Raw genomic sequence first — 25,232 nt, forward strand, 5'->3', positions numbered from 1 at the left:
AGGTCGCAACCCTCACCCTGTCCCTCTCCCGCACGAGAGAGAGGACCCGCGCCTCGTTCGGACGCGTGAACGTCCAAGCGTTGGCCGAGCGAAGCGGGGTGGCTGTCGTGGGTCTCGAAATCGCTCACGACCCGCCCCCCGCCGGATGCAGCGCCACATAGGTCAGCCGCGCCGGCGAATAGCCCGTAGCCCGGTGGAGATCATCGAAGGCGTGGGCGCGGGCGATCAGCCCGGCGGCCCGACGCACCAGCGCATCGTCGGCCGGCTGCTCGAACTGGCGGCCGTTGCGGGTCCAGCGGATCGGCTCCGGGCCGTGCGCGGGGCCGGTGATCATTGCGATGGTCGGATGCGCCGGGCCGCCATGGGCGTGGATCCGATGGCCGTCGGCGTCGTCGTCGAACAGCAGGCGGGTGAGACCGCGGGCATGGGCCTCCACGACCCGGCGCCCCTGCGCAACATGGTCGTCGAAGAAGGCCACCGTCCTGGTCGGATCGATCCCGGACCAGTCGGTCGTGGACCAGTCTGCGGTGCTGTAGCGGGCCTGGGGGTCACGGTAGTGCAAGCCGGACAGGTCCGGATCGTGGCAGAAGATCTTAGCCGAGGGCCGCGCCATGCGGATGACCCAGGTGGTGAGCCCGCGGAATACCCCGGATTCGATCACGAAATCCGGCTTCAACGCCCGCATTGCCACGTAGAGCTGCAGCGCGCCGTTGAAGCCGCTGCCGCCCCGTCGCTGCCGGACCGGGGCGGTGGGGATCAGGTCCCAGAAGGCTTGCACGCTGTCCAGAAGATCGCCGTTCGGCACAATGCCGGCCGCGGCGAAGTCACGCTGGAGGATCGCGGCTGCGGATTCGAGCAGGTAATTCACCTCGCGCGACGAGGTCGGACGGTGGCTCCAATCGGGGGCAGCCGGCACGAGGTCGTAGCCGAGGCGGTCGAACAGGGGCGAGAGCACCTTGCGGCGCAGGCGTTCCAGCATCACGGGCGGGCGCGGCTGCATCAGGCGGCCTCCGCATCCTGGGCGGTGGAAAACCGGACCCGGTGGCCAGGCTCGATCGCCCGCATGGCGCCGGCCTCGTCGGGGCCGAGCCGGTAGGGCGCCGCCCAGCGGGTCGGGTCGTTCTGGTCGCCGGTGATCGCGGCGAAATCCAACGGGTGGTCGAGGCTCGGATCCGGCACGGCGGCGAGCAGGGCGCGCGTGTAGGGATGGACCGGGCGGCGGAACAGGGCGGCGCGGGGCGCCTCCTCGACGATCCGGCCCCGGCACATCACGCTGATCGTATCCGCCATGTAGTCGATCACTGCCAGGTTGTGGGAAACGATCAGGTAGGACAGGCCGAGGGCCGCTTGCAAATCCTTGAGCAGGTTCAGGATCTGCGCCTGCACCGAGACGTCCAGAGCCGAGACCGGCTCGTCGAGCACCAGCAGGCGCGGCCGCGGCGCCAGGGCCCGGGCGATGCCGATGCGCTGGCGCTGGCCACCCGAGAAGGCGTGCGGGTAGCGCCCCAGCCCGCTGGACTCGAGCCCGACCATCGCCATCAGCTCCCGGCAGCGGGCGCGCCGCTCGGATGCCGGCACGCCGTGGATCTCCATGGGCTCGGATAAGATCTGGCGCACGGTCATGCGCGGATCGAGCGACGCGTAAGGGTCCTGGAACACGAACTGCACGGTGCGCCGGTAGGCGAACAGGGCGTCGCCCGAGAGCCCGTGGACGTCCCGCGGGCCGCTGCCGCCGTCGAACAGGATCCGGCCGGAATCGGGCTCCAGCGCCCGCATCACCATCTTCGACACGGTGGTCTTGCCCGAGCCGGATTCCCCGACGAGGCCGAGTGTCTCCCCGGCCGAGAGGCTGAGGGACACGTCGGAGACGGCCTGGACGATCCGGGGCTTCTGCCAGAAGCGGCCGGACCGGAGCGTGTAGCTCTTGCTGACGCCCTCGACCCGCAATAGCGGCCCGGCGGGCTTCGCCTGCGGCTGGACCGGCGGGATCTCGGCCAGGGCCGGGCGGATCGGCGTCAGGCGCTCGCCCGGCGCCATGTCGAAGCGCGGCACCGCGTGGAGCAGCGCCCGGAGATAGGCGTGGCCCGGCGCGCGCATCACCGTATCGCGGGGCCCGGCCTCGACCAGCCGGCCCCGGTAGAGCACCGCGATGTCGTGGGCGATATTGGCGACCACGCCGAGATCGTGGGTGATCAACAGGATCGCCATGCCGGTCTCGTCCTGGAGCCGGGCCAGCAGGGCGAGGATCTGCGCCTGGGTGGTCACGTCGAGCGCTGTGGTCGGCTCGTCGGCGACCAGCAGGGCCGGCTTGAGGATCAGCGCCATGGCGATCATGGCACGCTGGCGCAGGCCGCCGGAGAGCTCGAACGGGTAGGTCTTGAGGGCGCGCTTCGGATCGGGGAACCCGACCCGGGCCAGGGCCTCCTGGGTGCGGGCATCGGCCTCCCTTCGGTCGGCGCCGGTATGGATCCGCAGGGCCTCGCCGATCTGGTCGCCGACCGTGTGGAGCGGCGACAGGCAGGTCATCGGTTCCTGGAAGATCATCGCGATCCGCTGGCCGCGGATCGCCCGCATGGCCGCGCCCTCGGTGTCCAACCGGGCGATGTCGGTCTCGGCAGGGCCGTCTCGGAACAGGATCTGCCCGCGGGTGATCGCAGCGGATTTCGGCAGGATGCCCATGATCGCCTGGGCGGTGACCGACTTGCCCGAGCCGGATTCGCCGACCAGCGCCAGGGTCCGGCCGCGCATCACGTCGAGCGACAACCCGTGCAACGCCTCGAACGGTCCGGTCTCCGTGCGGAACGCGACGGCGAGGTCGCGGATGGACAGGAGAGAACTCAACCATTCCTCACAGCGGATGAGTCGAGAAGAGTAGATGCCGCCGCGCCGGAGTCCACTGCGGCAGCGGAAAATAGAATTTGCGGATCGACAAGCGTCACGGCCGGATGGGCGGCGAGGATCGACAGCAGATCGCCGACGAAGGACCAGATCGATTCATCGTGGACGCGGTGGTGGGTCAGCAGCCCGATCGGGTGCGCGGGGTCGGACGCGAGGAAGGCGGCGAGGTCCCGGAGTAGCACCTCGGGATCGCGGAGCGACCGGGTTCCGCGCCAGTCGATCGGATCGAGAATCGCGTCGGCGCGTGCGAGGCCGGGGATCGCCGGCCCGGGCACCGACGACAGGCCGCGATAGCCGAGGCCCGGCAAGGCCGCGGCGAGATCCGGGGCGAGCCGGTTCCACGGCGGCACGAAGACCGGCAGCAGCGCTGATCCGGGCAGGCGCTCGCGGGCGATCCGCAGGCCTGCGGCGGCATCGTCACGCAGCGCATCCAAGGGGCGATGCGGGCCGAACTCCGCCTGTTTCTCGGCCGGCGGGGCGTGGTTGTAGTGGGCCAGGCCGTGGACGGCGACGCGCACGGTCTTCGCGGACGCCAGACGGGCGCCGAGGGACGGCTCGATCCCGGCCGGGATCGCCGCGAGCAGGATCGGGACGCGATGGGCCTCGGCGAGACCGATCAGCCGGTCGAGGGCAGGGGACGCCGCGACGGCATCGTCGTCCCGCCACCAGAACTGCACGCGCTGGAAGCGGGTGTCGGCTTCATCGAGCGCGTTGTGAAGGAGGGCAAAAGCGGGATGCGCACTCTCCCGCACGGGAGATGGGACCCGCGCCCGATCCGGCGGCGTGCGGCTCTGCAAGAAAAGATCCTCGACGATCTCGACCGTCCGCTCTGCCCCGCCCAGATCGATCCCGTGCGGCGCCGGCGGCGCGGCCTCGAGCTGGGCGTCCACCGCTTGCAGGAGTGATGCCGCGGTCAGCTCCGCCTCAGGGAGTACCTGGGCGAGGCCGCGTCCGGCGAGGCATTCGGCGCGCAGCCGCTGTTCGGTCTCGCCGCCGGCCTCGAACGGCACGAGAACGGCCGGGGTCGCGCTCGCCAGGAGGTCGATGGCGGTGTTGTAGCCGCATTGGCTCACCGACAGGGCCGCGCCGGCGAGCAGGGCGCGGTAGTCGGGGCGGGCCCGCTCGATGACGCCGTCCGGCAGATCGTGGCCGATGGCGGCCAGGTCAGCCTCGGACACGCCGTGCCCCGCCAGGATCCGCCAGCCGAGCGCCGGCCGGATCCGGGCCGCCGCCGCTGCGGCCTGCAGCAGGCCGAGCCCCGCCGGCCCGGATCCGGCCGCGACCAGCACGCCGCTTCGCGCCATCTCCGGAACGGTTGCCAAGCCCTCGTCGACATAGCCGGTGTAGCGGAGCTTTTGCGCGGTTCCGGCGTCTAACGGCCAGGAGGCGTCCAGCGGCACCAGGGCCGGGTCGCCGTGGACCAGCACGGCATCGTAGAACTGCGCCAGCCGCGCATGCGCCTGCGCGATCCGCTCCGGCTTGGCGGACGCGACCAGGATGTCGCGCACGGAGGCCAGGACGAGCGGGCGAGGGCCTCGCGCCCGCGCCGCCTCGACGAGGGCCAGGAACTCGGCCGCCAGCGCCCGGCGGCCGAAGGGGAACAGCTCGGTGATCACCGCATCGGGGGCGAAATCCGCCAGGGCGTCCAGCAGCAGGGCGCGGCGCTGTGCGAACAAAGCCGCATCGGCCGGGCCGCCATCCGGTCCCAGCGGCCGCGCGAAATCGGTGCCGGCGACGTGGAGCGGCGGCAGCTGCACCCAGCGCAGGCCTTCCGCCCGCACCATCGGGGCCGGCCTTCCGCCCGAGACCAGCAGGGCCTCGTAACCCGCGGCCGCGAAAGCCCGCGCCAGGGCTGCTGCCCGGGTGAGATGGCCGGCTCCGAGGAGATGCGTGACCGCGATCAGGACGCGCACGCGGCCAGCTCCGGTTCCGTGGCCAGGGCCGGCGGGGGGAGGCCGGCCGCGGCGCGCAAGGCCTCCGCGATCAGCGCGACGGCGGCGGCTTCGGAGAAATCCGCGACCAGCCGCACCCGCGCCGCCGCGCCGAGGCGCAGGCGCAGGGCCGGATCGGCGGCGAGGCGGGCCAGCGCAGCCGCGAGCGCGGCCGGGTCGCCCGGGGCGACCAGGATGCCGTGGGTGCCGTCGGTGATGAATTCCGGCGTGCCCGCGAAGGCGGTGGCCAGGATCGGCAGGGCCTGGCTCGCGGCCTCCATCAGCACGTTGGGCAGGCCGTCGCGGTCGCCCCCCGGGGCGGGCTTGGTCGGCAGCACGAACAGGTCGGCCGCGCGCATCGCCGCGATCACGGCCGGCTGCGCCAGGGCGCCCCGGAACGCCACGCGCTCGGAGAGGCCCCGCTCGCGGATCCGGGCTTCGAGGGCGCCGCGCAGCTCGCCGCCGCCGATCAGCTCGAGGCGCCAGTGCAGGTCCGAAGGCAGGGCGGCGAGGGCGTCGATCAGGTCGTCATGGCCCTTCTTGGCGACCAGCCGGCCGACGCAGACGAGCCGCAGCGGCGCATTCGGATCGGTCCCGTCCCGGGGTTCGCGCGGCGGGGGCGGGGCCGGGAAACGGGCGAGGTCTAGACCGTGATAGGCAAGTTGCGTCCGGCCCGGCGCCAGGGATTCGAGCCGGGCGAGACCGTCGCGGGTGCAGGTCACCCCCCAGGCCGCGTCGCGCAGCTTTTCGGTGAGCTCCCAAGCGGGCGTGGTCCAGATGTCCTTGGCGTGGGCGGAGAAACTCCAGCGCCGCCCGGTTAGCAGCGCGGCGTAGCGGGCCACGCTCGCCGGCGTGTGCAGGAAATGCACGTGGATATGGGCGACCTCGGCCGGCAGCTCGCGCGCGAGGACCAGCGCCTGACCCAGCCGGCGCAGGCGCGAGGCCGTGGGATCTCGCCAGAGGTCGCGGGCGAACAGAGCGAGCAGCGTCGGCAGGCGCGGCCGCGTCAGGGCGGCGGCGAGACCGCGCAGCACCCGCAGCGGCGCCTCGTGCAGGTATTCGGGCAGATAGGCGGCCGGCGCCCGGATTGCCGCGTGCATCGGGTGGCGGGCGCGGTCGGTGGGCCGGCGCAGAGACCAGATCTCCAGGGGCAAGCCGCACCGCTCGAGCGCTAGCAGCTCCTGGGCGATGAAGGTCTCGGACAGGCGCGGGTAGCCCTTCAGCACCACCGCGATCCGCGGTTCCGTCACGGGGATGTCCGTCACGAGAAGGCCCGGGCGCGGGCGCCCATCGTCCCCGCGGCGGACAGCGCCCGCACCCGGCGGCCGACCGCGTCGAGCCCGTCGAGCAGGCCCGGCACCAGGACCCGGGACGGCTCGCTCTGGTCCGGGAGGGCGCGGAGCGCCGCCGCCATGCGCTCGGGGGCGCGGCCGTCGGCCTCCAGCAGGACCCGGGCGAGGCCGAGCTGCTCGGCCGCCAGCGCCCGGATCGCCTGCTCCCGGCGCGGCTCGGTGCGCGGCACCAGGATCGCCCGCAGGTCGAAGGACAGGATCTCGCAGAAGGTGTTGTAGCCGCCCATCGCCACGACCCCGGCCGCCTTGCGCATCAGGAATTCGATCTGGCTGTCGAAGGTGATCGCCGCGATCCTGCCCCCGAGCCGGCCGATCCGCGCGGCGAAGCCGTCCCGGGTCGGGCCGTCGAGGAACGGCCCGAAGGCGATCAGGGAGGGCAGGGGAATGCCCGGATCGGTCTCGTAGGCGGCGATCACCCAGTCGATCAGGGCGGCGCCGTCGCCGCCGCCGCCGGGCGTGACCAGCACGAACGGCCCCCGGGCGATGGCCGGCTCCTCGCGGCCGGCGCACATCTCCGGCACCTCCCGACGAAGATAGCCGGTATAGATCAGCCGCCCGGCGATCCGCGCCGCCATCTCGGGCTCCATCGGCAGGGCCGCGAGGGGCTCGTGGATGCGGCTGAGGCCGTAGACCCAGATCTCGTCGTAGAACCGCGCCATGGTCTCGGCCGCGCCCTTGCGCTCCCATTCGGGCACGAGCCGGTCGGCATCGTCGAGCACGTCGCGCAGGCCGAGCACCAGGCGCGTGCCCCGGGCCGAGGCGGATTCCAGCACCGGCATCAGCTCGCCGTGGAAGCCCGCCGGCTCCTTGTCGACCAGGATCAGGTCGGGGGCGAAGCTCGCATCGGTTCGGGCGATGATCGCGGCCCGGCGCTCCACCGTGCGGGCCAGCGGCGTGGTGCCGTCGAAGCTGGCATAATTGCCGTCGGCGAACTTGGTCACGGGCGGCAGCCGCACGGTGTAGACCCCGGGCGCGAAGGCGTAGCGGTCGATCACCGGCGAGCCAGAGATGATCATCGCCCGCGCGCCGCGGTTGCAGGCCACGATCGCGTTGGCGATCGCCCGCGAGCGGCGCAGATGGCCTAGCCCGAACGTGTCGTGGCTGTAGATCAGGATACGGGGCGCGGGGGGGGGCTCGTCCGCTCGCATCGTCATCGCCGCCCCCATTGACGGCGCGAATGTCGCAGCCGCGCCCCTCTCGCACAAGCCGCGCCGTTGGGCAAACCCCACGTTAACGGCGCCGGAACCGGCCTCGCCTAGGCTGAAACGGCACCGCATCGCCGAAAGCCGCCATGTCCGCGCCCATCACGATCGAAGCGCCGGGCTCCCGCCCGGCCGCGCTCTGGGTAGACCTGAAGGATCTCGCCGGCAGCGATGCCCGCCTATTCGCCTTCGCCAAGCTGGCCGCCTGGGTGCTGGTGCCGCTGACCCTCGCTATCGTCGCACTGGTGTTCGGCACCGGCCCGGAGCCGCGCCGGAACTGGTACGGCGACATGCTCGGCAACGACTTCAGCCAGATCTGGGTGGCCGGCCGGGCGGCGCTCGAAGGGCGCGGCGGCGAGCCCTACGACCTGCCGGTCCATCTTGCGAACCTCAAGGCCGCCTTCGGGCCGGAGTGCCGCTTCGCTTGGCACTACCCGCCGGTCTTCCTGATGCCGGCTGCCGCCTTCGCGAGCCTGGAGCCGCAGCCGGCCTTCTGGCTCTGGACCGCGCTGTCGCTCGCGGTCTTCGCCGGGGCGATGCGGTTCGCCGCCGGCCGGGGCGACGCGGCCTGGATCGCGCTCGCCCATCCGCTGGTGTTCTGCAACCTGACCTACGGCCAGAACGGCCTCTTTACCGCCGCGCTTCTGACGTTCGGGGCGCTCCTGGTCGACCGCCGGCCCTGGCTCGCCGGCCTGTGCTTCGGCCTGCTCGCCTACAAGCCGCATTTCGCCGCCCTGGCGCCGCTGCTCCTGCTGATCACCGGCCGGAAAGCCTGCCTGGCCTCCTGCCTCGCGGCCGTTCTCGGCCTGTGCGGGGCCTCGCTGGCGCTGTTCGGCACCGCGCCCTGGCTCGGCTTCCTCGGCACATTGGGCGAGACCAACCGGATCATCCTGGAGAACGCCGCGGCCGGGCTCGAGCTCAATGCCAGCGCCTTCGGGGCCGTGCGCCTGCTCGGCGGCCCGATCGCCGCGGCCTGGGCGCTGCAGGCCCTCGTCGCCGCCCTGGCCCTCGCCGTCGCCATCCGCGCCTGGACGCGGCCCGCCGCGCCCGCCCTGCGCGCCGCAGCTTTGCTGGCCGCCGCGCCGCTGCTCTCGCCCTACCTGCCGGTCTACGATCTCGTCCCGCTCGTCCCGGCGACGCTGCTGCTGGTGCTTACGGCCCAAAGCGCCGGCGGCCTGCGCCGCCACGAGCGCGCGCTGCTGCTGGCCACACCCCTGTTCGCGCTTCTGCGCGAGGGCGCCGGCCTCACGGGTTTCCCGCTCGGGCTGATGCTGGGCCTCGCCACCCTGGCCTGCATCGCCGACCGAATCCAGCCCCTGGGTTTTTCTCGCCGGCGGCCATCAACCCGGGCTTGAGGCTGTGTTCGAGAGAACCCCCGCGCCATTCCGGAGCGCCGCAACTGAGCCCGGACCCGAAAGGGGCTGCCAGAGGCGGCAGTCCGGACGCGGCGGCGGTGAACGAGCCTTTCGTGTCGGCGACCCCGAATCCCGGGCGCCGCTGCACGGCCCCGGGGATGACGGGGCGTGCCCGCATCGGTCTTGCCTTCGCTTGCAGATAAAGCGTTGGCCTCCCGCGACCGGGAGCGATGAAGAGTCCGACCCGTTTTGCTCGTAGCAAGGACGATAAAACGGTGAGGATCGACTTGCTTGACGCCGACGTCACGTCATGGCCGGATGTCAGCGAGTTTACGGGAACGGATCGACGTATATCCGTTTCAATGGCGAATTATATTATCGATTACTCGTTCGATACGTGCGCAAAAGAATCTCGGCGCCGACATATTTTTAGTCCGAAAATCATCAGCGGATAATCGGCATGTTCTCGGCATTCGTTAAATACGTCGGCAGCTCCTATCATTCCCACGCGGAAGCGACGAAATCGGCGGCCTCGTCGATCTCGGATCGGTCCAGCCGGGTGACATCCACGGGGTCGGCCGCCACAGCAGATGCGGACAAGAAGTCGTTCTCTCAGGTGGCGGTCGACACCCGGAAATTCCTGGACGCCGGCAACCAGAAGCTCGGAAAGGTCGCCGATGCCGGCACCTCCGATCAGGAGTGGCACGGCGCCATCCGGATCCAGACGCTGGACCGCCGGGCGCTCTACGCCATCACCACCAATCACGGGGGCCTGTTCTCGGCGACCGAGGTCAGGGCGGCCAAGGGCGAGGTGGCGTCGATCGAGGCGCGCGCGTCCCGGGCCGTCAACCCGCGCGGTACCGATGCGGCGGGGGCGGCCAGGACGACGATCACCGTGCTGGACGGCGCCGGCCCGGAGGAGAAAGCCTCCCTGGATTGGGCACAGAAACGCGCCGCCGCGCAGGTCCAGTCTTAAGGCCTCGCCAAGGAGCGGCACCAGGGGCGGGCGGCCCTAAGCGTCGAGACCGACAATCCCGTCGTCAACCACTTCGTCAAAGCCTACGGCGAGGCCGAGAAGGCGAAACGCTACGCCCAGGACGGCGCATCGATCCGCGTCGAGGATATGCCGTCCTGGTCGAAGGGCGTCTCCCTGTGGAAGAGCCTCAACGAGCCGCAGGCGAAGGTTCTGGGTCACCTGTGACGGGATTGGGATGAGGCGACGACGCAGCCGAACGGTGTGTGGTGATGTCCTGGCAGGTGCATTGGCTTGAGGCCTCGGGCGATCTGCGCCCCTGGCGCGAGACGATTGCGGCGGAGATCGCCATCGCCCGCGACGCGATCGCCCGCGTCCTGCCCCCGCCGGCCCTGGACATCGTGGTGGATCGCAATTCCGATGCGGTCATCCCGGAGATCGGCACGGCGGCCCAGGCCCATCGTCCGACCGTCGTCTGGCTGACCCTGGATCCCGACAACGCCAACTTCGTGACGTCCCTGCGTACGGGAGACATTCGCCGGACGATGGTGCACGAGGTGCATCACTGCCTGCGCATGACCGGGCCGGGTTACGGCACGACGCTCGGCGAAACCCTGATCAGCGAGGCCCTGGCCGGCCGGTTCGCCAGCCACCTGTTCGGCACGCCGCCCGAGCCCTGGGAATGCGCCGTCTCCGACGCCGTGCTGGCGGCCAACCGTCCCGATGCCGCTGCGCTGGCGGCGACGGATTACGATCATGCCGCGTGGTCCTACGGGACAGGCGGGCGCTACCCGCGCTGGCTCGGCTACACGCTCGGATACCGGATCGTCGGGGATTGGCTCGCGGCGGATCCAGGGCCCGATGGGAACATCTGGGTGAACGTCCCGGCCGACACCGTGCTGGCGGCGGCGCGGGGGCGCACGTTGGCGGCATGACCGGCGCGCCTTTCGCCGTAATGCGCCTGAGCGGTGCAGACGCGACCGATTTCCGTGAGCTTCGGCTGGACGGTCTGCGCAGGCATCCCGAAGCCTTCGGGGCGTCTTACGAGGAGGAGGTGCGTCAAACGCTCGACGATTCGCGGCGCCGCTTGGAGAGCGGCATCGTCTTCGGCGCGCACCGAAAGGGCTTGCCCGCTTTCGACGGCATCGCCGGGCTGTTCATTCCAGAGGGGATCAAAACCCGGCACAAGGGTGTGCTCTGGGGCATGTATGTCCGGCCCGAGGCTCGCGGCTTGGGCCTCGAGTCGGCGCTTGTGGCCCGGGTGATCGAGCACGCCGGCGGTGTGGTGGAGGAACTGACCTTGGCGGTCGAAGCGTCTAACGATCAGGCGCTTAGTCTCTACAGACGTGCCGGCTTTGAAGAATATGGAAGGCCGAGCGCTGAAAGCCGCGGGCCGATACTATGATGAAGTTTCGATGCGTCTGATATTATTATCGTAAGACGTTGTGTTTACGAACTTGCTCGGAAATTCAACGCAGAGTCCAACCCACGCCCTCATCCTGAGGCCTTCGCGTCGCTGTGGCACCTGGGGATGAGGTGGAGGGTCGGAGGTTCGAAGCCGGTGGGCTGCGTCTGATCGACGACGAACCCGGACAACGCAGGGACGGCGACACGCTGTTCCAAACCCAAAACCTCACCCCGCATAGGGCCGCGGCATGCGGAACGGCAGCATCAGCTGCACCAGCGGGTTGCGGAAGCGATCGAGCGACAGGCTCTCATGCACCGCCCGCACCGGCTCGCCGGCGAGCGTCGAGGCAAGCAGGGAGCGGGAATAGAACGGCGTGTCCTCGAAGGTGGTGAGCACCCGGGCGCGGCCGTCGTCGCTGCGGGTCTCTCGGGGCATGCGCCAGAACGATGTGGACGGCAGGGGGGCGGCCAGCGGCGGGCGGATCTCCCGGCGGCTGCCGTCGTGAGAGAAGCGCAGCGACAGGTTCTGGCCGCCGCCGTTGCGGTGGCGCACGTCGTACAGGATCGCGGCGCCGTCCGGCAGGTCGGCCCGGCACCAGGTCCAGCGGGTGAAGGCCGAGCCCAGGGGCTCGTCGCCGTCGTTGGTGTCGAAATAGCCGCTGCCGGTCCAGCGGAGATTCGGCTGGTCGAGTTCGACTTCGACGCGGGAGGACGGCGCCATTGGCCACCAGCGGTGGCGGCCGTTCGGGTCGAGCTGGAACGGCCCGGAAGTAAAGCCGCGCGGGGTGAGTCGCACCGTGCCGCGCACCCGCCGGGGGAGGGGGGCGCCGCGCTCGTCGGTCCGGATCGTCAGCGTCGTGCCGTCCCACGCCATGGCACTCCGACCAATGGCGACGGAATGCCGGCTTCGGGACAGGCTGGCGGCGCCGCGCTCGGTCATGGCGAAGCGTGTCCGGTCGCCGTAGAGCACGACGTTCATCGCGCAATGCGCGAACGGGTCCTTGTCGGCGCTCCAGCCGTAATAGGGCGAGAACACGCTGCCGATGAAGGCGATGATCGTCAGCCCCTGGCGGCCGTCATCACTCACCGCATCGACATACCACCACGCATAGCCGTTCTGGGCGACCGGGCCGTCGAATCGCGGTCCTGCAGGATCGCCGCCGCCGCCAGCCGGCCCGATTGCGCCGCCATCGGCACGCCCGGGCCGGGATGGATCGAGCCCCCCGCCAGGTACAGGCCCGGCAGGGCGGTCCGGGCCCCCGCGCGCTTGAAGGTCGAGGCCCAGCCCTGCGGCGCCCTCCCGTAGAGCGCTCCCGCGCTCCCGGGAAACCGGCCCTCGAACCCGGCCGGATCGGTCAGGACCGGGGGCGAGGCCATCGCCAAGGTCAGACCGCAGGCTTCCAGGCGGCGGCTCAGATTCGTCGCGCATGTCTCGATCTCCGAGGGCGTCGGCGGGCGCTCCCGGCCGTCGGCCGGAGCGTTGACGAGCAGGAGCAGGCGCTCCGGCCCGGTGGGCGCGGCGCCGGACTCGGTCCGGTCCTGAGCGCAGATGTAGACCGTGGGGTCATCGGGCAGGCGTCGCCGGCGCAGGATCGTGTCGAACTCGGCTCGGTAATCGCCCGAGAAGAACACGTTGTGATGAGCGAGTGGGAATCCGTCTGGTACCGCGACGGCCGCGAGGGTCAGCGCGGAGAGCGAGCGCTCGGAAGGCGTCAGGCGCTCGCCCACCGGCGCCGCTGCCTGGCCGAACAGACCGGCGCCCAAAGCCGACGCGTCGGCGTTGCAGACGACGCGGTCGGCGGGGATCGTCTCGCCATCCGCCAGGATCACGCCCGAGACCCGACCGCCCGCGGTGACGATCCGGTCCACATGCGCGCCGTAACGGAACGTCGCCCCGCGCTGCGACGCCAGGTCGGCCACCGCCTTGGCGAGGGCGCTCATGCCGCCCGCCACCGTCCAGATTCCAGCCTGCTCGACATGGGCCACCAGCATCAGGGTCGCCGGCGCGGTGAACGGCGAGGCGCCGCAATAGGTGGCGTAGCGCCCGAACAGCTGCAGCAACCGGGGATCGCGGAAGAACGTGCCAAGCGTCGACCACAGGGTGGCGAAGGGCTGGATCCGCCACAGGTCGCCGAGCCCCGAGATCCCGACTCGCTGGGCCAGCCCGGCGGGACCGGTGCGACCCTCGCGGATGAACGGCCCCTCCAGGGTCCGGTAGACCTCAGCGGAGCGTGCGCAGAACCGGCGGTATCCCTCGGCCTCCCGGGGCCCGGCAAACGCCTCGATCGCGGCCGCCGAGGTATCGAGATCGGCGGACAGGTCCAGGCGCTCGTCGCGCGTCCAGGCGTGGCGGGCCAGGAGTCCGGCGGGCGCTAGCGTCGCGTGCTCGTCGAGGGCAGCGCCGGATTCGGCGAACAATTCCTCAAAGACCCAGCGCATCGTGAACACGGTCGGACCGGTTTCGACGCGGGAATCGCCCACCCGGACGCTCGCCATCTTGCCGCCCGGCTGCGCGGCCCGCTCAACCACCGTTACGTCCAGCCCGGCATGGGCCAACCGTAAGGCGGCGGCCAGACCCCCGATCCCGGCCCCGATCACGACGACGCGTTCCTGCGCCACGCTGAACCCCGCCTCCAACCGCCCCATCGGGATTGATCTGCGGCCGGACAAGTGTCAATAAAAAATTACACTCGTCGATGACAACCGATGATAACACGGGAGGCGCGTCATGGAGTCGGGCCGGCGGATCGAACAGGCGCTGGACCGCGCCGTGGCCTATGCCGAGGCGCCGGGCGCGCCGCCCCTGCTGGCCGAGGCCCTGCGCTACGCCGTCTTTCCCGGCGGGCACCGCATCCGGCCCCGTCTCTGCCTATCGGTCGCCCGGGCCTGCGGCGACGACGACCCGGCCTCCTCCGAGGCCGCCGCCGCCGCGATCGAGCTGCTGCACTGCGCGTCCCTAGTTCACGACGACCTGCCCTGTTTCGACGACGCCCCCCTGCGCCGCCAGAAGCCGACGGTCCACGTCGCTTACGGCGAGCCGATCGCGGTGCTCGCCGGCGATGCCCTGATCGTCCTGGCCTTCGAGACGCTGGCCCGCGCCGCCGGACCCTATCCGGTTAGGCTCGGCCGGCTCGTCGGACTCCTGGGGCGCGCCGCCGGCTCGCCCAGCGGCATCGCGGCCGGGCAGGCCTGGGAATCGGAGGCCCATATCAGCCTCAGCGACTACCAGCAGGCCAAGACCGGCGCCCTGTTCGCCGCCGCGACCGTGCTGGGCGCCGCCGCCGCCGGATCCGATCCGGAGCCCTGGCGCCGCCTCGGCGAATGCCTGGGCGAGGCCTATCAGGTCGCCGACGACCTGCGCGACGTCGCCTGCCGCCAGGAGGAGATCGGCAAGCCCGCCGGCCGCGACGCCACCCTCGGGCGCCCCAACGCCGCCGCCCTGCTCGGCACCGACGGCGCCCTCGACCGCCTGGCGCGGCTCACCCGCGACGCGGTGGCGGCAATCCCAGCCTGCCCGGGCCTGGCGCAGCTCAAAGCCGAGATCGAGGCGCAGGCGCGGCTGTTCCTGCCGGCGAGCCTGCGCGCGGTGGCGGCCTGAGCGCCGGCTCGGTTCCCCGCCCCGGCGCGAACTCGGCCGCGCCGGCCTCGCTGCGCGACCGCTGGCTGGGCTGCCGCAACCGCCTCGTAGCGAGCCCGCGCTTCCAGCGCTGGGCGGCGGGCTTCCCGCTGACCCGGGGCATCGCCCGTAAGAATACGCGGGCTTTGTTCGATCTCTGCGCCGGCTTCGTCTATGCCCAGGTGCTGACAGCCTGCGTCCGGCTCGACCTGTTCCGGATCCTCACCGAGGGGCCGCTACCCCTCGAGGTGCTGGCGCGCCGGCTCGATCTCCCGCTCGAGAACGCGCGCTGCCTGCTGCGCGCCGCGGCTTCGCTGGATCTCGTCCGGGCGCTGCCCAACGACCGCTTCGGCCTCGCCGATCTCGGCGCCGCGCTCATTGGCAATCCCGGAATCGCCGCGATGGTCGAGCACCACGCGCTGCTCTATGCCGATCTCGCCGATCCGGTCGCGCTCCTGCGCGGAGCGGCGGGACCGACCCGGCTCGCGGGCTACTGGCCCTACGCCTCCGGCGCGATCGGCGATGCCGCGTCGGTCGCCCCCTATGGCGGCCTGATGGGCGCCTCGCAGGCGCTGATCGCGGACGACGTTCTCGATGCCTGCGACCTGTCCCGCAGCCGGCACCTCATGGATGTCGGCGGCGGCGAAGGCGCCTTCCTGCAGGCCGTTGCGGCCCGCCACGCCGCGTTGGGCCTCACGCTCTTCGATCTCCCGGCGGTCGCCGACCGCGCCGCCGAGCGCCTCGCGCGGATAGAGTTGGCCGAGCGGATCGCCTTCCGCGGCGGAAGCTTCCACGATGGCCTGCCCACAGGCGCCGACACGATCACCCTGATCCGCATCCTCCACGATCACGACGACGCCCCGGCCCAGGCCCTCCTCGCGGTTGCGCACGCGGCTCTGCCCCCGGCGGCACGCTGATCCTCGCCGAGCCGATGGCCGGCACGCCCGGCGCCGAACCGGTCGGCGACGCGTATTTCGGCTTCTACCTCCTGGCCATGGGATCGGGCCGGCCGCGTCGCGCCGAGGAGCTGCACGGGATGCTGCGTCAGGCCGGTTTCACGGCGTCCAAGGAGCAGCCGACGCGCAGACCGCTCCTGACCCGCCTGATCGTCGCGCAGAAAGACGCCCGTGGGTGTAAGAATAACTTGACCTAAGCTTGTGTCTATCTAGGATGACACATGCGGCCCCAGAGCGGCGAGAGTCGCGAGACACAGGGCGGAACATTCCAGTCATGGACGCTCTTGCCGTCATCCTCGAACGTCCGGAAAGCTTGGCGCTCAACCGCCTGCCCTTGACGCCGCCCGCCGCCAGCGACGTGGTCGTAGCGATTTCCTGGAGCGGGATCAGCACCGGGACCGAGCGTCTCCTCTGGTCCGGCCGCATGCCGCCCTTCCCCGGGATGGGCTACCCGTTGGTCCCCGGTTACGAGTCCGTCGGCACGGTGGTCGAGGCCGGCGCCGAGGCCCCGATTCGGATCGGCCAGACTGTCTTCGTCCCCGGCGCGCGCTGCTTCGGCGCCGTCCGCGGCCTGTTCGGCGGCGCCGCCTCGCACCTCGTTGCTCCGGCGGCCCGCCTCGTGCCCGTGAATGCCGCGCTCGGCGACCGCGCCTGCCTGATCGCCCTCGCCGCGACCGCCTACCGGGCGCTGGGCGGCCTTTGCCCTCGGGCGACGCCGCTCATCGTCGGGCACGGGGTGCTCGGGCGGCTCCTGGCTCGCCTCACCCTGGCGGCCGGCGCCGAGCCCACCGTCTGGGAGCGGGACCCGACCCGTCGTGAAGGTGCCGCCGGCTACAGGGTCCTGGCGCCGGAGGAGGATACCCGGCGCGACTACGCGGTGATCACCGACGTCAGCGGCGACGCCTCGGGCCTCGACGGGCTGATCGCCCGCCTGGCGCCCGGCGGCGAGATCGTGCTCGCCGGCTTCTACGAGGCGCCCCTGTCCTTCGCCTTCCCGCCCGCCTTCATGCGCGAGGCGCGAATCCGGATCTCGGCCGAGTTCCGCCCCGAAGATCTCGCCGCCGTCACGGCTCTGATCGAGGGCAACCGGCTCTCCCTCGATGGGCTGATCACCCACCGCGCCCCGGCGGCGCAAGCCCAGGACGCCTACCGCACCGCCTTCGCCGATCCCGCCTGCCTGAAGATGATTCTCGATTGGAGGGACGCCGCGTGAACGTTCAGCTCAGCAAGGCCGCACTCGACCAGGCCACCCAGCTCCGCGCCGAGGCGGCGATCGAGCCGGATGCGGTCCCGACCGCCCCGGTGAAGAAAGAGACGCAGATCATCGCGATCTACGGCAAGGGCGGCATCGGCAAGTCCTTCACGCTCGCCAATCTCAGCTACATGATGGCCCAGCAGGGCAAGAAGGTCCTGCTGATCGGCTGCGACCCGAAGAGCGACACCACCTCGCTGCTCTTCGGCGGCAAGGCCTGTCCGACCATCATCGAGACCTCGACTCGCAAGAAGCTCGCCGGCGAGCCGGTGGCGATCGGCGATATCTGCTTCAAGCGCGACGGCGTCTACGCCATGGAGCTCGGCGGGCCCGAGGTCGGGCGCGGCTGCGGCGGGCGGGGCATCATCCACGGCTTCGAGTTGCTGGAAAAACTCGGCTTCCACGAATGGGGCTTCGACTTCGTCCTGCTCGATTTCCTGGGCGACGTGGTCTGCGGCGGCTTCGGCCTGCCGATCGCCCGGGACATGTGCCAGAAGGTCATCGTCGTCGGCTCGAACGACCTCCAATCGCTCTACGTCGCCAACAACGTCTGCTCGGCGGTGGAGTATTTCCGCAAGCTCGGCGGCAATGTCGGCGTCGGCGGCCTGGTGATCAACAAGGATGACGGCACCGGCGAGGCGCAGGCCTTCGCGGACGCCGCCGGCATCCCAGTCCTGGCCTCGATCCCGGCCGACGACGACATCCGCCGCAAGAGCGCGAATTACGAGATCATCGGCCGGCCGGAGAGCCGCTGGGGCAGCCTGTTCTCGGACCTGGCGGCCAACGTCGCCGAGGCGGCCCCGCACCGGCCGACGCCGCTGACGCAGGACGGGCTGCTCGGCCTGTTCTCCAGCGACGTGACCGGCCGCGACGTGGTCCTGGTCCCGGCGACCCACGAGGACATGTGCGGTGTCGTCCAGGTGGCTAAGCCGTCCCTCGAAGTCGTCTACGACGAGGTCTAGGGCATGGCCGTCTCCCTCGACATCGCCGATCTGCGCGCCCGTCAGGCGGCCACGCCCGTCGACCTCGCCGCCACCAAGGGCGACGGCCTTGGCTGCCACGCCGGCAAGGACGCGATGCGGGCAGCCGCCGAGGCGGCCGGGATGTCGCAGACCCTGGCGCAGCTGCGCAGCGACTACCCGCAGGGGCCCCACGACCAGCCGCAAAGCATGTGCCCGGCCTTCGGCTCGCTCCGGGTCGGCCTGCGCATGCGCCGGACTGCCACAATCCTCTCGGGCTCGGCCTGCTGCGTCTACGGCCTGACCTTCACCTCGCACTTCTACGGCGCAAGACGCAGCGTCGGATACGTGCCGTTCAATTCCGAGACCCTGGTCACCGGCAAGCTGTTCGAGGACATCCGCGAGGCGGTCCACGACACCGCGAAGCCGGAGGATTACGACGCCGTCGTCGTCATAAACCTCTGTGTGCCGACCGCTTCGGGCGTCCCGCTTCGCCTTCTCCCCAAGGAGATCGACGGGGTCCGGGTGATCGGCATCGATGTTCCCGGCTTCGGCGTGCCAACCCATGCCGAGGCCAAGGACGTCCTGGCCGGCGCGATGCTCAAGGTCGCCCGCACCGAGGCCGAGCAGGGCCCGGTCGCGACCCCGCGCGGTGGCCGCTCGCAACGCCCGAGCGTGGCGCTGCTCGGCGAGATCTTCCCGGCCGACCCGGTGGTGATCGGCGCACTGCTGGAGCCGTTAGGCCTCGCTGCCGGGCCGGTGGTGCCGACCCGCGAATGGCGCGAGCTCTACGCCGCCCTGGATTGCGTCGCGGTGGCGGCGATCCACCCGTTCTACACGGCCTCGATCCGCGAGTTCGAGGCGGCGGGCCGTCCCGTGGTGGGCTCCGCTCCCGTGGGCGTTGACGGCACAGCGGATTGGCTCGACCGGATCGGCGAGGCCTGCGGCGTCGCGCGAGCCACCGTCGAGGCGGCCAAGAACCGGCTCCTGCCCGGTATCTGCGGGGCGCTCGCCGCCATGCCGATCAAGGGGCGGATCACGCTCTCGGGCTACGAGGGCTCGGAATTGCTGGTGGCGCGCCTCCTCGTCGAGAGCGGCGCCGAGGTGCCCTATGTCGGCACCGCCTGCCCGCGCACGCCGTGGTCCGAGGCGGACCGCGACTGGCTCGAGGCCCGCGGTACGCAGGTGCAGTACCGCGCCTCGCTGGAGGACGACCTCTACGCGCTGGATTCTCTTAAGCCCGACCTCACTATCGGCACGACGCCGGTGGTGCAGCGGGCCAAGGAGCGCGGCACGCCCGCCCTCTACTTCACCAACCTGATCTCGGCGCGCCCGCTCATGGGCGCGGCCGGCGCAGGCTCCCTGGCGCGGGTGATCAATGGCGCGCTGGCCAACAAGCCCCGCTTCGACGCGATGCGCGACTTCTTCGAGGGTGTCGGCTCCGACTTCTCTGCCGGCGTCTGGCAGGACACGCCGCAACGGCGGCAGGGCCCGAAGATCGAGGGACCGAAGAAGCCGATCGGAGAGATGGCGTGATGCTGATCCTCGATCACGACAGGGCCGGGGGCTACTGGGGCGCCGTCTACGTCTTCACGGCGATCAAGGGCCTGCAGGTCGTCATCGACGGTCCGGTCGGCTGCGAGAACCTGCCCGTCACCTCGGTGCTGCACTACACCGACGCCCTGCCGCCGCACGAGCTGCCGATCGTCGTCACTGGGCTGGCCGAGGAGGAACTCGGCCGCCACGGCACCGAGGGCGCGATGAAGCGCGCCCATGCCACCCTCGATCCGGGCCTGCCCAGCGTGGTGGTGACCGGCTCGATCGCCGAGATGATCGGCGGCGGCGTCACGCCCGAGGGCACCGGTCTCCAGCGCTTCCTGCCGCGCACCATCGACGAGGACCAGTGGCAGGCGGCCGACCGCGCGATGCGCTGGCTCTGGCAGGAATACGGGGCGCGAAAGTTCGCCAAGACAGGCATCCCGGCCCGGCCCGAGAAGAAACCCGGCGAGAAGCCGCGGGTCAACATCATCGGGCCGGCCTACGGCACCTTCAACATGCCCTCCGACCTCGCCGAGATCCGGCGGCTGGTCGAGGGGATCGGCGCCGAGGTGAACCTGACCTTCCCGCTAGCCTCGCACCTCGCGGACGTGCCCAAGCTCGTCAACGCCGACGCTAATATCTGCCTATATCGGGAGTTCGGGCGCCTGCTCTGCGAGGCCCTGGAGCGGCCCTACCTGCAGGCGCCGATCGGCGTGCTCTCGACCACGAAGTTCCTGCGCTCCCTCAGCGAGATCCTGGGCCTCGATCCGGAGCCGTTCATCGAGCGCGAGCGCCACACGACGATCAAGCCGGTCTGGGATCTCTGGCGCTCGGTCACGCAGGATTTCTTCGGGACTGCCAGCTTCGGGATCGTCGCGACCGAGACCTACGCCCGCGGCGTCCGGCACTTCCTCGAAGACGAGATGGGCCTGCCCTGCACCTTCGCGTTCAGTCGCTCCGCCGGGCTGAAGCCGGATAACGACGCCGTCCGCAACGCCGTGGCCGAGAAGCCGCCGCTGGTCCTGTTCGGCTCGTTCAACGAGCGGATGTACCTCGCCGAGTGCGGGGCTCGGGCGACCTACATCCCGGCCTCGTTCCCCGGTGCGATCATCCGGCGCCACACCGGCACGCCGTTCATGGGGTTCGCGGGCGCGACCTACCTGGTCCAGGAAGTCTGCAACGCCCTGTTCGACACGCTCTTCCACATCCTGCCGCTCGCCCGCGACATGGACGCGGTCGAGGCGACCCCGGCACGCCACCACCGCGAGCTGCCCTGGGACTGAGGCCGCGCGCGCGGCCCTCGACAAGCTGGTCGAGGCGCAGCCGGTGCTGGCCCGGATCTCCGCCGCCAAGCGCCTGCGCGACGCCGCCGAGCGCGCTGCTCGCTCAGCCGAATCCGCCTCCGTCGCCCCCGCCCATGTAGCCCGCGCCCGCGCCGGTCTCGCCGGGGGGATCCCCGCATGAGCCGTCTTTCCGTTCCCCCCAGAGGAGACCTGCCGATGCGCACGATGGTCCCGACCGCCCGCCTGCACCAGGAAGCCCTTCAGTTCCGTCTGATCCTGGCTGCGACCTACCCGTGCTTCCTGGCGGCCGCCGCCTTCGCCCGGTTCAAGCCGGCCCGGGATGCGTCCCGCTCCGGCCTGGCGCCGGCGCGCCGCTCGGTGTTCGGCGAGGCTCGGGCCATGGCGGTCCAGGCGATCCCTTTCGCCTTCATGGGCTGAACGCCCTGATCGAGACGCTTCCGTCCGGTGACGCGGGGGAAGTCAAGCCGTGACCGCCGCGCGCGCCACGGCAGTACCCGTCGCGCTTCCTCCGGGGGCGCGGCCAACACACGGAGGTCTGAACGATGGCCGGTGGACCCGTTGCAACAGAAAGACCGAGCAGCCTGTCCGGGCTGACGGAACCGGAAGCCAAGGAGTTCCACGCGATCTTCCTGACGAGCTTTCTGATCTTCACGGCGATTGCCGTGGTCGCCCACATCCTCGTCTGGCTGTGGCGTCCGTGGCTCCCCGGACCGCAGGGCTACGCCTCCCTCGAGGGCGTCAGCGATGCGGCCCGCGCCGTCGTCACGCTGATCGGCTGAGGAGGATCGGATGCACAAGGTCTGGTTACTGTTCGATCCGCGGCGCACCCTGGTGACTCTGTTCACCTTCCTCTTCATCCTGGCGCTGCTGATCCACTTCATCCTGCTCTCGACCGACCGGTTCAACTGGCTGGAAGGTCCGCGGCAGAACAAGGCCGCAAGCAACATCACGCTCGCGCTGCCGAGCATGCCCGCCTGATCCAGGCCGGCCGGGACCGCGGCACGCGACGGCCGCGGTCCCAAGATCACAAACCGTTCCGGCCGGGCTGAGGAGTGTCCGCCATGGCGATGCTGAGCTTCGAGCGAAAGTACAGGATCCGCGGCGGCACGCTGCTCGGCGGCGACCTGTTCGACTTCTGGGTCGGACCGTTCTTCGTCGGATTCTTCGGCGTCACCGGACTGTTCTTCACCGTGCTCGGCACCGCGCTGGTGATCTACGGGGCCGCGATCGGGCCGACCTGGAACATCTGGCAGATCAACATCGCGCCCCCCGACATCACCTACGGGCTGAAGCTCGCGCCGCTCAAGGAGGGCGGGCTCTGGCAGATCATCACGATGTGCGCGCTCGGCTCGTTCCTGTCGTGGATGATGCGCGAGGTCGAGATCTGCCGGAAGCTCGGCATCGGCTACCACGTGCCCTTCGCCTTCGGGGTGGCGATCTTCGCCTATTTCACCCTGGTGGTGATCCGGCCGTTCCTGATGGGCGCCTGGGGTTACGGGTTCCCGTACGGCATCCTCAGCCACCTCGATTGGGTGTCGAACACTGGATACCAATACCTCCACTTCCACTACAACCCGGCGCACATGCTGGCCGTGACGTTCTTCTTCACGACGACCCTGGCGCTGGCGATGCACGGCGGCCTGATCCTCTCGGCGACCAACCCGAAGCCGGGCGAGACGGTGAAGACCCCCGAGCACGAGGACACCTTCTTCCGCGATACGATCGGCTACTCGATCGGCACGCTCGGCATCCACCGGCTCGGCCTGTTCCTGGCCCTGTCGGCGGGCTTCTGGAGCGCCGTCTGCATCGTGATCAGCGGGCCGTTCTGGACGCAGGGCTGGCCGCAATGGTGGGGCTGGTGGCTGAACCTGCCGGTCTGGCGCTGAGACACCCGTCGCCCGCCGAGAATCGGGCGAAGCGACACCAATGATCCAAGCCGGCGCTGCACGACGCGTGCGGCACGCCGCGGGGAGGGCGGGCGATGGCCTATTACCAGAACATCTTCACCCAGGTTCAGGTCCGCCCGCTGGAGCCGGAGCACGGCATCCCGGTGAGCGCGGACGACCGGGTCGGCCGGCCGTTCAACAGCTACCTGTTCGGCCTGCTGGGCAACAGCCAGGTCGGCCCGATCTACATCGGCTACGTCGCCGCCCTGTCGATGGTCTGCGGCCTAATCGCCTTCGAGATCATCGGGCTCAACATGTGGGCCTCGGTGAACTGGGATCCGGTTCAGTTCGCCCGGCAATTGCCCTGGCTCGCCCTGGAGCCGCCCCTGCCGAGATACGGGCTGAAGGTCCTGCCGCCGCTCAATGAGGGCGGCTGGTGGCTGATCGCCGGCTTCTTCCTGACCGCGTCGATCCTGCTCTGGTGGGTTCACCTCTACCGCCGGGCCCGGGCGCTCGGGCTGGGCACCCACGTGCCGTGGGCCTTCGCGTCGGCGATCTGGCTCTACCTCGTCCTCGGCTTCATCCGGCCGCTGATGATGGGTTCGTGGTCGGAGGCGGTGCCGTTCGGCATCTTCCCGCATCTCGATTGGACCGCGGCGTTCTCGCTCCGCTACGGCAACCTGTTCTACAACCCGTTCCACATGCTCTCGATCACGTTCCTGTACGGATCGACGCTGCTCTTCGCGATGCACGGGGGCACCATCCTGGCCTGCTCCCGCTACGGCGCCGACCGCGAGATCGACCAGATCGTCGACCGCGGCACGGCCACCGAGCGCGCCGCCCTGTTCTGGCGCTGGACCATGGGCTTCAACGCCACGATGGAATCCATCCACCGCTGGGCCTGGTGGTTCGCGGTGCTCACGACGCTGACCGGCGGCATCGGCATCCTGCTCACCGGCACCGTGGTCGACAACTGGTACCTCTGGGCGGTCAAGCACGGCGTCGCCCCGTCGTATCCGCAGGTCTACGGCCCGATCGTCGACCCCGCCCATCTCGCACCCGGCATGAAGCCGTGAGGAGGCCGTCATGAAGACGATTCTGGCGGTGGTCGGCGGGGCGCTCGCCCTGTTCCTCACCATCGCGATGGTCGGGGGCGCGGGCTGGACCCATCCCCCCATGGCGGCCAAGCAGACCGGCTTCCGCGGCACCGGCATGGACCTGATCCGGACCCGGTCCGGCAACGCGGCGCTGGCGGCGGCCAACGTCGCCCCAGCCCCCGCCGACCCGGCCGAGGCCGGCGGCGAGAAGGCCTCGGCGGTCTACGAGAACGTGCAGGTTGTGGGAGACCTCTCGGCCGAGCAGTTCAACCGGCTGATGGTGTCGATCACCGAATGGGTGGCGCCCCAGCAGGGCTGCACCTACTGCCACAGCACCGAGAACATGGCCTCCGACGAGCTGTACCAGAAGCGGGTCGCCCGGCGGATGCTGCAGATGACTCAGACGATCAACGCGTCCTGGAAGGAGAACCACGTCCACGAGGCGGGCGTGACCTGCTACACCTGCCACCGGGGCAATCCGGTGCCGGCCAACATTTGGTTCGACCGGCCCATCCAGGGCGAGGGCCGGTTCATCCCGCGCAACAACAGCCAGAACGTGGCGTCCGCGGAGGTCGGCAACACCTCGCTGCCCTACGATGTCTACCAGGCCTTCTACCAGCACAAGGACACGCCGGAGGATGCGGTGCGGGTCAACGCGACCACGGTGCTGCCCGAGACCAAGGGCAAGCCGATCCAGGATGCGGAGAAGACCTTCGCGATCATGATCAGCATGTCGCAATCGCTCGGGGTGAACTGCACCTTCTGCCACAACACCCGGTCGGTGGCGCAATGGGACACCAGCACGCCCAACCGGGTCCATGCCTGGTACGGCATCCGCCTGGTGCGCGACCTGAACCAGGACTTCATGGAGCCGCTCACCTCGACCTTCCCGCGCAACCGGCTCGGAACGATGGGCGACGTGCCGAAGATCAACTGCGCCACCTGCCACAACGGCGCGAACAAGCCGCTCAACGGCGCCAGCGTGATCGGCCCCTATCCGGAGCTCGCCCACCCGACCATCGAAGCGAGCCTGCCCACCGGCGAGGCGAAGGATCCGATACCCGGTACCAACATGCCGGCCGTCAAACCGTCGAAGCCGTAAGGTGATTCTGCGAAGCGCCGGAGCGATCCGGCGCTTCGTCATGCGGCAGCTACAGGGAACCGCGATACGCTACGGACGTCGACCATCAACGGCCGAGCTCGGCCCTGGAGGCGCCCGTGACCATTACCATCTCGAACCTGCAGCCGCTCATCGCGATCCTGGCCGGGATCCTGATCCTGATCGCGCCTCGTCTGCTCAACTACATCGTGGCGATCTACCTGATCGTGGTTGGCGTGATTGGTCTTGGGCTGCTGCGCGGCCTTACCTAAAGTCGATTCGCCGGCGCGAATCCTGACAGACTCCGCTGCGCGTCAGGTGCGTGCGCACAAGCCCGCAATGCGTTCATCTTGCGTTGCGTTGCGGGATGGTCCAACCCGCGCCCATCAGCTCGGCCTGTGCCGAG

22 protein-coding genes and 2 pseudogenes are annotated in these 25,232 nt (G+C 70.5%); 17 read left to right on the forward strand and 7 right to left on the reverse strand.

Annotation, left to right across the window (positions count from 1 at the left end; translation table 11 throughout):
- Nucleotides 1-124: 124 nt before the first annotated feature.
- Genes AKJ13_RS11035 through AKJ13_RS11055 form a run of 5 tightly spaced genes read right to left on the reverse strand, consistent with a single transcriptional unit; the run spans nucleotide 125 to nucleotide 7,329 of the window.
- Nucleotides 125-1,000, reverse strand: a complete 876-nt coding sequence (locus AKJ13_RS11035) for a hypothetical protein (RefSeq protein WP_050733388.1) — start codon at nucleotides 998-1,000, stop codon at nucleotides 125-127.
- Nucleotides 1,000-2,841 carry an ABC transporter ATP-binding protein gene (locus AKJ13_RS11040; RefSeq protein WP_050733389.1) on the reverse strand — a complete coding sequence of 614 codons (1,842 nt, stop codon included), beginning with the start codon at nucleotides 2,839-2,841 and terminating at the stop codon, nucleotides 1,000-1,002. The genes AKJ13_RS11035 and AKJ13_RS11040 overlap by 1 nt, the downstream gene beginning before the upstream one ends.
- Nucleotides 2,838-4,811, reverse strand: coding sequence for a glycosyltransferase (locus AKJ13_RS11045; RefSeq protein ID WP_050733390.1), 1,974 nt, complete (start codon nucleotides 4,809-4,811; stop codon nucleotides 2,838-2,840). Before AKJ13_RS11045 ends, AKJ13_RS11040 begins: the two co-directional genes overlap by 4 nt.
- A complete protein-coding gene (locus AKJ13_RS11050; protein ID WP_050733510.1) occupies nucleotides 4,799-6,079 on the reverse strand; it encodes a glycosyltransferase in 1,281 nt (426 codons plus the stop codon). The genes AKJ13_RS11045 and AKJ13_RS11050 overlap by 13 nt, the downstream gene beginning before the upstream one ends.
- Before the next feature lie 11 nt (nucleotides 6,080-6,090).
- Nucleotides 6,091-7,329 (reverse strand): glycosyltransferase, encoded by a 1,239-nt coding sequence (locus tag AKJ13_RS11055; RefSeq protein WP_082316927.1) that lies wholly within the window; start codon nucleotides 7,327-7,329, stop codon nucleotides 6,091-6,093.
- 143 nt (nucleotides 7,330-7,472) lie between these two features.
- On the opposite strand from AKJ13_RS11055, the gene AKJ13_RS11060 reads away from it, so the two are divergent.
- The 4 genes from AKJ13_RS11060 (at nucleotide 7,473) to AKJ13_RS11075 (ending at nucleotide 11,116) form a co-directional block, all read left to right on the forward strand.
- Complete coding sequence (locus AKJ13_RS11060) at nucleotides 7,473-8,738, forward strand: glycosyltransferase family 87 protein (RefSeq protein WP_050733392.1); 1,266 nt, start codon at nucleotides 7,473-7,475, stop codon at nucleotides 8,736-8,738.
- Between the two features lie 460 nt (nucleotides 8,739-9,198).
- Complete coding sequence (locus tag AKJ13_RS11065) at nucleotides 9,199-9,714, forward strand: hypothetical protein (protein ID WP_050733393.1); 516 nt, start codon at nucleotides 9,199-9,201, stop codon at nucleotides 9,712-9,714.
- 269 nt (nucleotides 9,715-9,983) lie between these two features.
- Complete coding sequence (locus AKJ13_RS11070) at nucleotides 9,984-10,646, forward strand: DUF2268 domain-containing putative Zn-dependent protease (protein ID WP_050733394.1); 663 nt, start codon at nucleotides 9,984-9,986, stop codon at nucleotides 10,644-10,646.
- On the forward strand, nucleotides 10,643-11,116 hold the full coding sequence (locus tag AKJ13_RS11075) for an N-acetyltransferase (protein WP_200905610.1): 474 nt from the start codon (nucleotides 10,643-10,645) through the stop codon (nucleotides 11,114-11,116). The genes AKJ13_RS11070 and AKJ13_RS11075 overlap by 4 nt, the downstream gene beginning before the upstream one ends.
- Before the next feature lie 228 nt (nucleotides 11,117-11,344).
- On the opposite strand, the gene AKJ13_RS11080 is transcribed toward AKJ13_RS11075, so the two are convergent.
- Together AKJ13_RS11080 and crtD are read right to left on the reverse strand one after the other, a co-directional pair.
- Complete coding sequence (locus AKJ13_RS11080; protein WP_050733395.1) at nucleotides 11,345-12,205, reverse strand: carotenoid 1,2-hydratase; 861 nt, start codon at nucleotides 12,203-12,205, stop codon at nucleotides 11,345-11,347.
- Nucleotides 12,202-13,764, reverse strand: coding sequence for a 1-hydroxycarotenoid 3,4-desaturase CrtD (gene crtD / locus AKJ13_RS11085; protein WP_200905611.1), 1,563 nt, complete (start codon nucleotides 13,762-13,764; stop codon nucleotides 12,202-12,204). The genes AKJ13_RS11080 and crtD overlap by 4 nt, the downstream gene beginning before the upstream one ends.
- A gap of 82 nt (nucleotides 13,765-13,846) precedes the next feature.
- Between crtD and AKJ13_RS11090 the strand changes: the two genes are divergently transcribed.
- From AKJ13_RS11090 to AKJ13_RS30355, 13 genes and pseudogenes are all read left to right on the forward strand, one after another.
- A complete protein-coding gene (locus AKJ13_RS11090) occupies nucleotides 13,847-14,716 on the forward strand; it encodes a polyprenyl synthetase family protein (protein WP_050733396.1) in 870 nt (289 codons plus the stop codon).
- Nucleotides 14,713-15,887, forward strand: a pseudogene (locus AKJ13_RS11095) (methyltransferase). The gene AKJ13_RS11090 and the pseudogene AKJ13_RS11095 overlap by 4 nt, the downstream one beginning before the upstream one ends.
- Nucleotides 15,888-15,964: 77 nt before the next feature.
- Nucleotides 15,965-16,903 carry a chlorophyll synthesis pathway protein BchC gene (gene bchC / locus AKJ13_RS11100; protein ID WP_050733397.1) on the forward strand — a complete coding sequence of 313 codons (939 nt, stop codon included), beginning with the start codon at nucleotides 15,965-15,967 and terminating at the stop codon, nucleotides 16,901-16,903.
- A complete protein-coding gene (locus AKJ13_RS11105; protein WP_050733512.1) occupies nucleotides 16,900-17,904 on the forward strand; it encodes a chlorophyllide a reductase iron protein subunit X in 1,005 nt (334 codons plus the stop codon). Before bchC ends, AKJ13_RS11105 begins: the two co-directional genes overlap by 4 nt.
- Before the next feature lie 3 nt (nucleotides 17,905-17,907).
- Nucleotides 17,908-19,437 (forward strand): chlorophyllide a reductase subunit Y, encoded by a 1,530-nt coding sequence (bchY, locus tag AKJ13_RS11110; protein WP_050733398.1) that lies wholly within the window; start codon nucleotides 17,908-17,910, stop codon nucleotides 19,435-19,437.
- Nucleotides 19,437-20,904: pseudogene (gene bchZ / locus AKJ13_RS11115) on the forward strand (chlorophyllide a reductase subunit Z). Before bchY ends, bchZ begins: the two are co-directional and overlap by 1 nt.
- 35 nt (nucleotides 20,905-20,939) lie before the next feature.
- Nucleotides 20,940-21,161, forward strand: coding sequence for a hypothetical protein (locus tag AKJ13_RS11120; RefSeq protein WP_200905612.1), 222 nt, complete (start codon nucleotides 20,940-20,942; stop codon nucleotides 21,159-21,161).
- A 125-nt stretch (nucleotides 21,162-21,286) separates the two neighbouring features.
- Complete coding sequence (gene pufB, locus AKJ13_RS11125; protein ID WP_050733399.1) at nucleotides 21,287-21,523, forward strand: light-harvesting antenna LH1, beta subunit; 237 nt, start codon at nucleotides 21,287-21,289, stop codon at nucleotides 21,521-21,523.
- A gap of 10 nt (nucleotides 21,524-21,533) precedes the next feature.
- Nucleotides 21,534-21,722, forward strand: coding sequence for a light-harvesting antenna LH1, alpha subunit (pufA, locus tag AKJ13_RS11130; protein WP_050733400.1), 189 nt, complete (start codon nucleotides 21,534-21,536; stop codon nucleotides 21,720-21,722).
- Between the two features lie 83 nt (nucleotides 21,723-21,805).
- On the forward strand, nucleotides 21,806-22,630 hold the full coding sequence (gene pufL / locus AKJ13_RS11135; protein WP_007563664.1) for a photosynthetic reaction center subunit L: 825 nt from the start codon (nucleotides 21,806-21,808) through the stop codon (nucleotides 22,628-22,630).
- A gap of 95 nt (nucleotides 22,631-22,725) precedes the next feature.
- Nucleotides 22,726-23,706, forward strand: a complete 981-nt coding sequence (pufM, locus tag AKJ13_RS11140; RefSeq protein WP_050733401.1) for a photosynthetic reaction center subunit M — start codon at nucleotides 22,726-22,728, stop codon at nucleotides 23,704-23,706.
- 10 nt (nucleotides 23,707-23,716) lie between these two features.
- The gene (gene pufC / locus AKJ13_RS11145) at nucleotides 23,717-24,829 is read left to right on the forward strand and encodes a photosynthetic reaction center cytochrome PufC (RefSeq protein ID WP_050733402.1); all 1,113 of its coding nucleotides are present in this window, start codon (nucleotides 23,717-23,719) and stop codon (nucleotides 24,827-24,829) included.
- 116 nt (nucleotides 24,830-24,945) lie between these two features.
- Entirely contained in the window at nucleotides 24,946-25,098 is a 153-nt protein-coding gene (locus tag AKJ13_RS30355; protein WP_007563670.1) for a DUF3096 domain-containing protein, read from the forward strand.
- The last annotated feature ends 134 nt before the right edge of the window (nucleotides 25,099-25,232 follow it).

Origin of the sequence: Methylobacterium sp. ARG-1 (assembly GCF_001262595.1) — a bacterium.
Lineage (GTDB): Bacteria > Pseudomonadota > Alphaproteobacteria > Rhizobiales > Beijerinckiaceae > Methylobacterium > Methylobacterium brachiatum.